The 9,871-nt window shown below is 33.9% G+C and carries 10 protein-coding genes, 1 pseudogene and 1 other annotated feature; of the genes and pseudogenes, 9 read left to right on the top strand and 2 right to left on the bottom strand.

The window, feature by feature from the left end:
* Window positions 1-205, bottom strand: a pseudogene (locus ACFFIS_RS07040) (ISL3 family transposase); the annotation flags it as partial.
* Between the two features lie 394 nt (window positions 206-599).
* Between ACFFIS_RS07040 and ACFFIS_RS07035 the strand changes: the two are divergent.
* The 9 genes from ACFFIS_RS07035 (at window position 600) to rplT (ending at window position 8,664) form a co-directional block, all read left to right on the top strand.
* Complete coding sequence (locus ACFFIS_RS07035) at window positions 600-980, top strand: cytosolic protein (RefSeq protein ID WP_320379357.1); 381 nt, start codon at window positions 600-602, stop codon at window positions 978-980.
* Window positions 981-1,011: 31 nt separating this feature from the next.
* Window positions 1,012-1,479: a transcriptional regulator NrdR gene (gene nrdR / locus ACFFIS_RS07030; RefSeq protein ID WP_320379356.1), complete on the top strand. Its 468-nt coding sequence runs from the start codon at window positions 1,012-1,014 to the stop codon at window positions 1,477-1,479.
* Between the two features lie 36 nt (window positions 1,480-1,515).
* Window positions 1,516-2,889 (top strand): replication initiation and membrane attachment family protein, encoded by a 1,374-nt coding sequence (locus ACFFIS_RS07025; protein WP_390186759.1) that lies wholly within the window; start codon window positions 1,516-1,518, stop codon window positions 2,887-2,889.
* A 21-nt stretch (window positions 2,890-2,910) separates the two neighbouring features.
* Window positions 2,911-3,840, top strand: coding sequence for a primosomal protein DnaI (gene dnaI, locus ACFFIS_RS07020; RefSeq protein ID WP_320379353.1), 930 nt, complete (start codon window positions 2,911-2,913; stop codon window positions 3,838-3,840).
* Between the two features lie 141 nt (window positions 3,841-3,981).
* Complete coding sequence (locus tag ACFFIS_RS07015) at window positions 3,982-4,830, top strand: putative sporulation protein YtxC (RefSeq protein WP_320379352.1); 849 nt, start codon at window positions 3,982-3,984, stop codon at window positions 4,828-4,830.
* A gap of 391 nt (window positions 4,831-5,221) precedes the next feature.
* On the top strand, window positions 5,222-7,165 hold the full coding sequence (thrS, locus tag ACFFIS_RS07010) for a threonine--tRNA ligase (RefSeq protein WP_390186757.1): 1,944 nt from the start codon (window positions 5,222-5,224) through the stop codon (window positions 7,163-7,165).
* Between the two features lie 114 nt (window positions 7,166-7,279).
* Window positions 7,280-7,408, top strand: a sequence feature (ribosomal protein L20 leader region).
* A gap of 85 nt (window positions 7,409-7,493) precedes the next feature.
* Window positions 7,494-7,997 carry a translation initiation factor IF-3 gene (gene infC, locus ACFFIS_RS07005; protein WP_320379822.1) on the top strand — a complete coding sequence of 168 codons (504 nt, stop codon included), beginning with the start codon at window positions 7,494-7,496 and terminating at the stop codon, window positions 7,995-7,997.
* Window positions 7,998-8,055: 58 nt separating this feature from the next.
* A complete protein-coding gene (gene rpmI / locus ACFFIS_RS07000; RefSeq protein WP_320379351.1) occupies window positions 8,056-8,247 on the top strand; it encodes a 50S ribosomal protein L35 in 192 nt (63 codons plus the stop codon).
* Between the two features lie 60 nt (window positions 8,248-8,307).
* Window positions 8,308-8,664 (top strand): 50S ribosomal protein L20, encoded by a 357-nt coding sequence (gene rplT, locus ACFFIS_RS06995; RefSeq protein ID WP_320379350.1) that lies wholly within the window; start codon window positions 8,308-8,310, stop codon window positions 8,662-8,664.
* 194 nt (window positions 8,665-8,858) lie between these two features.
* Here the strand turns inward: rplT and ACFFIS_RS06990 are convergent, their stop codons facing one another.
* Window positions 8,859-9,593: a transposase gene (locus ACFFIS_RS06990; RefSeq protein ID WP_390186755.1), complete on the bottom strand. Its 735-nt coding sequence runs from the start codon at window positions 9,591-9,593 to the stop codon at window positions 8,859-8,861.
* Window positions 9,594-9,871: the final 278 nt, after the last annotated feature.

Genomic DNA, 9,871 nt, shown 5'->3' with positions numbered 1-9,871 from the left:
ATGTTTTCGTGCCATTTTTATAAACGGTATAATTTTCATTCTTAACCCCACAACACTCACAATGTGTGGGCGTATAGGTAAGTTTGGCTGAAATAAACTTGGCCAATATTTCTTGATGTTTCTTAATTTGAATAGAATCTTCTTCAATCGTGATGTTTTTATCTTGTATATCGAGTAAAATTTTCATATTATTAGAGTAAGACAAGTGATTTCCCTCCTGAATTGGGTTTTGGTCGACTTTAATTCTACAGGGAAACTCACTTGTTTTCTATTTTTACTAATACTAAAAATAGTGTTAGTGAATTTTTATCACCAACACTATTTATTGTAGAGCCTTTTTTTGTTACAAACCACAATGGACGAGTCATTCTATCTCGTTAAAAAGAAGAGATGAAAAACCTTCTCGCTAGAAAAGTTAAAACATGTTAAAATATATATAGAAAAGTTAATATAAAAAAATAGAGTATGAGACGTTATTTAAATGATTGAAAATAGTTGTTGTAAGAAGAAGTATTGTACGATGATATACTGCTGCCGGCGTCTTACTATTTGAGTAAGCTGGCCTTATAGAATACATACTATAAAATGGGGTTGAAGAAATGTCCTTTCGTACGTTTGTAGCAAAATTTTTTAGTAACCATGCAGAAACTAGTGATCACCATCCGGATTCTACATTACAAACTCGATATTATAAAACAACGAAAGACCGTGCGTTTTCTGTACTAGAGTCTATGTTTAAAGCTAAAAAAAATGTAAAGATAAATTCCGTTTCTGTTGAACATGGTGAAATTAGTATATATATGAAACAAGGGAAAAAAGCATTCGTTATTATCACCGTCATTATGGTACGTCCATACCAAACGGCTATTGATTTTTCTGTAACAACGGAGTCAATTTTGCCTGTTGATTTTGGTTTTAGCACGAGATTAATCCAAAAACTTTACCAAGAAATAAATAAAGAATTGCCGTTAATAGATTAAAACGAAGAGTAGTAAATCAGGAGCGAAAAAAATGAGATGTCCAAACTGTGAAAATAAAAATTCAAAAGTTCTTGATTCACGTCCGATAGAAGAAGGTCGATCCATCCGTAGAAGACGTGAATGTGATAAATGTGGCTTTCGCTTTACAACTTTTGAGCGCATTGAGGAAGTGCCATTAATTGTAGTTAAAAAAGATGGTGCACGCCAGGAATTTAATAGGGATAAATTGATTCGTGGATTAATAAAAGCATGTGAAAAAAGACCAGTGTCTATCGATACGATTGAAAAAATTGCTTTAGATGTAGAAAAAGAACTTCGGAATCATAGTACATCTGAAATAGATAGTAATGAAATTGGGGAACTTGTGATGGGGCACTTAATCGATATTGATGATGTCGCTTATGTTCGTTTCGCATCTGTTTATCGTCAATTTAAGGATATAAGTGTATTCCTAAGTGAACTAAAAGAATTAATTAGTAATGACAAAAAAGAAACGTGACTAATTATATCAAATTAAAAAGGAAGGTTTTTACAAATGAAGTATATTGGGAAAATTTTACCGATTGATGGTTTTCATGTAACGTTGCATGGAAATCTTCCGGCTGATTATCAAATTGCATTAACTCATCTTTATCAGCCATTAATTGGTTTGAAAGCTGTCATGCTTTATTTGACGCTATTACATGAAATCTCGATACAAGAGAAGTCCAAACTTCAATCCCATCATACATTGATGAATTATTTAAACCTTCCTTTAGATGAAGTATATGAAACACGTTTAAAGTTGGAAGGCATTGGTCTCATGAATACATACAAACATGAAGCTAATGATAAAACTAGTTATTTGTATGAAATAAAGGCGCCATTTTCACCAAAAGATTTTTTTCATGATCCGATGTTATCGCAATTACTGATGCATCATGTAGGAAAGACGAAAGCCCAGGAATTGCAAACACACTTTACAAGAACAATTGATACAAAACATAGTGAAAATGTGACAGCGTCGTTTGAAGATGTATTTAACACAGTTCAACTTTCTATGGAAAAAGTAAAACCATTTACACAATATCAGCATGTGATGCCTGGTATAAATCTTCCAGAAATTGACTTTGCTTGGATGGAAAACATGTTAAGACAGCGAATGATTCCGAGTAAACGTGTATTAACAAAAGACAATAAGCGGATTATGAATCAAATGATGGTATTATATAAATTAACGAATGTTGATATAGAAAATTGTGTGCTTTGGGCGCTAACGGAAGAAAATGAGTTGGATATTGAAGAATTTAAAAATGCATGTCATGATCTATTTACAGCAACTCAAAAACAATCTGCAATTCATCTTACAAATAAAAGCCATGAAGTGTTGGATAAAGGGAATAATCCAAAAAAACCCCTAACCCAAGAGGAAAAATTAATTCAAAAGTTAGAAGTCATTTCCCCACAACAACTACTTGCAGATTTATCAAGTGGTAATCAAGCATCTCCACAAGATATGAAATTAGTACGTGAAGTGATGGCAACACAGGGGCTTCCTGCACCTGTTATGAATGTATTAATTCATTATGTGTTATTACAATCAGACATGCGTTTATCAAAAGCATATTTAGAAACAATTGCTAGTCATTGGTCCCGCGCAAATTTAACAACTGCACGAGAAGCAATGGAATTTGCGAAAAAGCAGCAAGAAAAGTTCACAAAGGAACGGAGTAAAAAACAGTCATATCGCTCTTATCAACAGCCAGCATTAAAAAAGGAAATTGTTCCAGAATGGTTTAAAGAACAGAAGAAAGAAGCCAAACAAAAACAATCGCGTGAAACGGAACAAGCTACGGTCGTAGATTTACAAAAACAAAAAGAAGAGATTGCTGCTTTTATAAAGAAACAAACAGCTAATCAGAGAAAATAAATTTTGATTGAGGATGATTTCATGGAACCACTACAATCTGCCTTAAAAAAATGGATGAAAACTAATAAGAACTTTAAAGAAAACTATGAGAGTTTAAAACAAGACATCTTACAAGATCCGGAAATCAAACAAATATTACTTCAAAATCCTCAACTTGACCATCAAGATATTGAAAAAAATTTAATGAAGTTTTACGAGTACATCAATCAATCTAAACAATGTGATCGTTGTAAGTCATTAGGAGCTTGTATAAATATTTTACCTGGATATTCACCAATCTTACAAATTGATGAAAAGGAAATTCGTTTAGCTTATGAAAAGTGCCATTTTCATGTATTAGCTGACAAAGAGCAAGCGCAACAAAAGCTAATTGATAGTTTATATATGCCAAAAGAAATACTACAAGCAACGTATGAGGGAATAGATTTAGATGACCCGAAGCGTAAAAACGCAATCGCGGAGATTAATCAATTTATTAGTCAATTAGGAAATGGCTTACCAGAAAGAGGACTTTATTTTTATGGTCCCTTTGGTGTTGGTAAAACGTATTTCTTAGGTGCTATTGCTAATACGTTAAAGTCATTTAACATATCGTCTATGATTATTTATATGCCCGAATTAGTCAGAGAGATGAGGTCTTCTATAAAAGATGATTCGTTAAGCGAAAAGATTAATTACTTTAAGAAAGCTGACGTCCTCATGCTTGATGATATAGGGGCTGAGATGCAGTCCGCTTGGTTCCGAGATGAAGTGTTGGGATCGATATTGCAATATCGTATGATGGAAAAATTACCAACGTTTTTCACATCCAATTATAGTTTAGAACAACTTGCAGGATTATTAGCAACAACGAAGAATGGAATTGAAGAAGTAAAAGCAGGTAGAATTATTGAGCGGATTAAGCAACTTAGTCATGAAGTATCCATTATGAGTAAAAACCGCCGAGAATAAAGATGACTATTAAAACTTGTAACAATAATTGTTACAAGTTTTTTCTCTACTTTACATACTAGTTTTCATTGTTATACATTTTTTCGAAAACAAGTCCATATAATGTAACAGTTTGGATTTGGATGAGGGTGATGTATAACGATGCTGGAAGTTTATTTTCGTTCAAATGATGAAACGATGAACTTTTGTGATTATTTATTTAGTTATTCAAAAAAGATTGATTTACATTGGCAAAAAGATGCAGAATGGGGGAATCGAATTCAAGTAAATTACAATATTGAACAAGAGAGAATGAAGGATGCACTGGCAAACGCCATGGTTGATGTTTTTAATCATCATCGACTAACTACGATGATGAGAGAGATAATTGAAGGTGTGTATTATTATACGAATCAAGACGAAATAGAACGAATTATGGACTTGACGCAATGGATTTTTACAGGAGAAGATGAGGATAGTTTATTTGTAAGGGATATAAAAGATCCAAACGGACTGTTACGGTCAATATTTTTTTCGCATATACAAGATGCAACAAGTATCCATTTTGATTCCATTATTAAGTTTCGTTTTACCGTTTTTAAAGAACAACTCATCCATTTAGTTGGACTTGCTATTGATGAATTTAAAAGAGAAGAAGATCATCAAGCGTTCATTGACATGTTACGTGAGTATATCGCAAAAAAACAGCCGATTTATGATACAATACATGTCATTCAAGGAAACGCATTTACTTTTTTTAAACCTACTGGTGAACGTTTTAGTAATATGGAATTAAGAAAAATTATGCATGAAGAACCTTTGTATATTGTTGGATTAGATGGAAATGAAATGAATTTAGCACCACTAGTGTCCATGGCACCTAAAAATATAAAAATATATGGTGACCACCCGTCGGAGCCCAAGACACTAACAATTATAAATGTATTTCAAGAAAAGGTTGATTTCATGCCACATCATAGTTTTCCATTCACGTTCCATAAAAATAATTAGGCTTGCAATTATAAATATTTAAAGCTATAATATATATCATAAATTTAAATCATGATGTATAAGTAATGATAAGGACATGATCAATTGCTTTCCACATAGAAAGAGAAGGGGGTCATAGGCTGAAAGCTCCCGCTATGTAACATTTGATTACCACCTTTGAACTCTACATGCGAACAGAAGTAGTAGTATGTGGCGTATCATCCGCGTTAAGGATTATAAAGCTATATAAATATTAGTATAGAACTGATATTTATATTGGAATTAGGGTGGAACCACGTGACCAACGCTCGTCCCTTTGCATTTTTAGCAGAGGGATGGGCGTTTTTTAATTTTTACAATACGTACTTATTCAAGTATGTACAATAAAAAAGTAAATAAAGGAGAGTTTAAAATGGCAGAAATCAACATGATATTTCCAGACGGCGCAAGCAAGGAATTTTCTCAAGGTATTACTGGAGAAGACATTGCTGGATCAATTTCTCCGGGATTAAGAAAACAGGCTTTAGCAATTAAATTGGATGATGAATTATATGATTTAAGACAACCACTTCAAAAAGGCGGAAAGATTGCCATTATAACGTATCGCGATCAAGAAGGTATTGATATTATGCGTCATTCTACTGCACATTTAATGGCGCAAGCGATCCGTCGTTTATATAAAGAAGTACATTTTGGAGTTGGACCTGTTATTGATGAAGGATTCTATTATGACATTGATATGGAGCATAAGATTACACCTGAGGATCTACCTAAAATCGAAAAGGAAATGAAACGTATTGTTGACGAAAATCTTGAAATCGAACGTATTGAAGTTTCAAGAGATGAAGCGAAAAAAATGTTCGCAGAGATTGGTGATCCATTAAAATTAGAATTAATTGATGACATTCCAGAAGGAGAAACAATCTCTATTTATAAGCAAGGTGAATTTTTTGACCTATGTCGCGGAGTTCACGTACCATCTACTTCAAAGATTAAAGCATTTAAATTATTAAGTATTTCTGGTGCATATTGGCGCGGAGATAGTAATAATAAACAATTACAAAGAATTTATGGTACAGCATTTGAAAAACAAAGTGAAGTAGAAGATTATTTAGTACTTTTACAAGAAAGAAGAGAACGTGATCATCGAAAATTAGGCAAAGAATTAGATATTTTTACCGTGAATCAAAAAGTAGGACAAGGTTTGCCAATGTGGTTACCAAAAGGTGCAACCATTCGTCGTGTCATTGAAAGATATATTGTTGATTTGGAAGAAAGATTAGGCTATGACCATGTGTATACACCAGTACTTGGTAGTGTAGAATTATATAAAACAAGTGGTCACTTGGATCATTATCATGATGATATGTTTCCGACTATGAAAATGGATAATGAAGAACTTATTTTACGTCCAATGAACTGTCCACACCATATGATGATTTATAAAAATGAATTGCATAGTTATCGAAGCTTGCCTGTAAGAATTGCAGAACTTGGCATGATGCATCGTTATGAAATGTCTGGTGCATTAGCAGGTTTACAAAGAGTACGTGCTATGACATTAAATGATGCACATATCTTTACTCGGCCAGATCAATTAAAAGAGGAATTTGTACGTGTTGTAGAGCTCATTCAACATGTTTATAAAGACTTCGGAATTAAAGATTATTATTTCCGTTTATCCTATCGTGACCCTGAAGATAAAGAAAAATATATTGATAATGATGAAATGTGGGAAATGGCACAAGCAACTTTGAAAGAAACATTAGATGAATTAGGCTTAGAATATGTAGAAGCAATCGGAGAAGCTGCTTTTTATGGTCCAAAATTAGATGTACAAGTAAAAACAGCGCTCGGTCATGATGAAACATTATCAACAGTACAACTTGATTATCAAGCTGCGGAAAAATTTGACCTATCGTATATTGGGGAGGATGGTAAAAACCATCGTCCAGTAGTAATCCATCGTGGAATCGTTGGGACTATGGAACGTTTTGTCGCATTTTTACTTGAAGAATATAAAGGAGCATTCCCTACTTGGCTTGCACCTGTTCAGGTAAAAGTAATTCCTGTATCCCCTAATGTTCACCTTGATTATGCAAAATCTGTTGCGGATAAATTAAAATTCCAAGGTGTTCGAGTAGAAGTAGACGAACGGGATGAAAAAATTGGTTATAAAATTCGGGAAGTGCAAACAGAAAAAATCCCATTTGCATTAGTAGTTGGTGACCAGGAAATTCAGGAAGATGCTGTAAACGTAAGACGCTACGGTGAAAAGAAATCTGAAACAATGGCTTACGAGGCATTTGAACAATTGATTAACAAAGAAATTGCAGATAAAACTTTACGTAAATAAAGAGGATAGGCTTTTCAAACTGCAATACGTATGCTATAGTAAATATAATGACTTTAAGTTGACATGTTCTTTTTACAATGTTAAACTATAAAAGTTCAATAAAATAGTATGATCTGAGACAAGTAGAAGCACCCGCTTCTCACCTGATTAACGCTCATTGCTGTTAACTGGTTTTGAATCTCTCTAATGATAGAATTTATGGAGAAGTGTGGGTGCAGCATGTACCTACACTTTTTTTGATGATCGATATGATATGAATCATGATGGTCATACTTGTCAAACCAGATCAAGAATAAAAATTCGGAGGTGGCTGGCTATTAGTAAAGAAATGAACGTCAATGAGAAAATTCGTGCCAGAGAAGTTCGGCTCATTGATTCAAATGGTGATCAGCTTGGGGTGAAGACACGTCAAGAAGCATTAGAAATTGCAAAAACAAGAAATTTAGATCTTGTAATGGTAGCTTCAAATGCAAATCCCCCTGTATGCAGAATTATGGACTATGGGAAATACCGTTATGAACAACAAAGACGGGATAGAGAAGCCCGTAAGAAACAAAAAGTGATTAACGTAAAAGAAGTCCGTTTTTCACCAGGTATTGGCGATCATGACTTCAATACTAAATTGCGTAATGCTAGAAAATTTCTTGAAAAAGGTGACAAGGTAAAAGCATCTGTTCGTTTCCGTGGACGTGCAATTACACATAAAGAACTTGGTCAAGAGGTATTGGAGAGACTAGCTGACGAAGTGAAAGATATTTCAACAGTTGAATCAAAAGCGAAAATGGAAGGACGAAGCATGTTTATGATGCTTGCACCTTCTTCAGAAAAGTAAAAGTAAAGCTTCGCTAATCAACATGGTTGTGAACGAAGGAATTAAGGAGGAAATTATCATGCCAAAAATGAAAACCCATAAAGGTTCTCAAAAACGTTTTAAAAGAACGGGTTCAGGAAAATTAAAAAGATCTCACGCTTATACAAGTCACTTGTTTGCAAACAAATCTCAAAAACAAAAACGCAAACTACGTAAAGGCGCAATGGTTTCATCAGGAGATTACAGACGTATTAAAAATATGCTTCCATAAGACTAATATAAATGATATCGTAGAATAATGAATTGCATTTGCATTTAGGAGGGAATTACAATGCCACGAGTTAAAGGTGGAACAGTTACACGCAAACGTCGTAAACGCGTATTAAAACTAGCAAAAGGTTATTATGGTTCGAAAAGAACGTTATTTAAAACAGCAAAACAACAAGTAATGAAGTCAGGTCAATATGCATACCGTGACCGCAGACAGAAAAAACGTGAATTCCGCAAACTATGGATTGCACGTATTAACGCTGCAGCACGCATGAATGACTTGTCATACAATAAATTAATGCATGGTTTAAAATTAGCAGGTATTGAGATTAACAGAAAAATGTTATCTGACCTAGCAATTCACGACGAGCAAGCATTTGCTCAACTAGCTGAAAAGGCAAAGGCTGCTTTGAAATAAGAAAAGTCAATGGATTGTTAATGAAAAGGCTGGAACATAACTAGCCTAAACCAAATTAAAAAGTTTCCCATCATCGAATTTTGATGATGGGAAACTTTTTTTATGAATTATTTTTTACGGCTCTACGTCAAATGACGTTGGTATTGAATGTTAGTCGATTTTAAAATGTATTTGGATATCACACGCTAGGAAAGTTATGCTGCCCTTGAGTGTGATTTGTTTTTATCAGATGTATTTGGTGTTTTGACTAATGGTTTCAACTTGAAATGTATTCTAATTCGATTTTTGTAATGATTAAAATTCCGATAGCCATATGCGACTCGATTAAGTACCTTGATCTTATTATTAATACCTTCAATTCGGCTGTTGTTATAGGTGTATTGGAAGCTATTTTTCGTATAGGGTAAGTGCTTTCTTAATGTTTTCATGCTTGTTCTTAAATAAGTGGATGCATCAGTTGGACATTGTTTGCTTAATGCGTTTTCCAATGCATGATAGTCCTTTTCATCAATTGCTTCCAATAAATCCTGATATAAATCATAATTAACTCTAAGTTCCCCACTATAGTCCAATATTTCCTGTACAACTGAACTTTCAAGACGCTGGCCAAATAAGCCGTAATATTTATATTCTGTATAAGATATATTTGTTTGCGCAGTGAAGCTGGTATCACAATGCTTACACATAAAACGCTGTTTCTTCAATAATAAATATGTTGGATAAACTCCCATGGTCGGAATTGTAATACGAGATAATTGTGTTCCATTTTTATAAATAGAGGCGCCTACTTTTTCCGCCTGACAATTTGGGCATTCATTCACTTCATATGTTAATTTTGCCTTTATAAATTTACAATCTTTCCCTTTATGTTGTCCATACGTTACTGCGTTTTCGCTTATATAAATATTTTTATCTTGAATATCTAACAAATTCTTATATCATTTGATATAGACAAGTGAGTTTCCTCCTATGAATTGGTTTTCGTCGACTTTAATTCTACAGGGAATCTCACTTGTTTTCTATTTATAAATCATTTTCATAAACATCATCCCACAATACTAGTTGTCCGTAATGAAAATGACCGACTCCTGTGGGAAAGCACGTGTCTGAAGACCCCACAGGAAGTGGGTTTCTTCCGAGGAGGATGAAGCCGTGCCCACGGAAAGCGTGTCAATTTTCATGTAGGACAACGGCATGCACGCTCCAT

Origin of the sequence: Paracerasibacillus soli (genome assembly GCF_042432965.1) — a bacterium.
Lineage (GTDB): Bacteria > Bacillota > Bacilli > Bacillales > Amphibacillaceae > Paracerasibacillus > Paracerasibacillus soli.
This window is presented reverse-complemented; position numbering and strand designations above follow the sequence as displayed.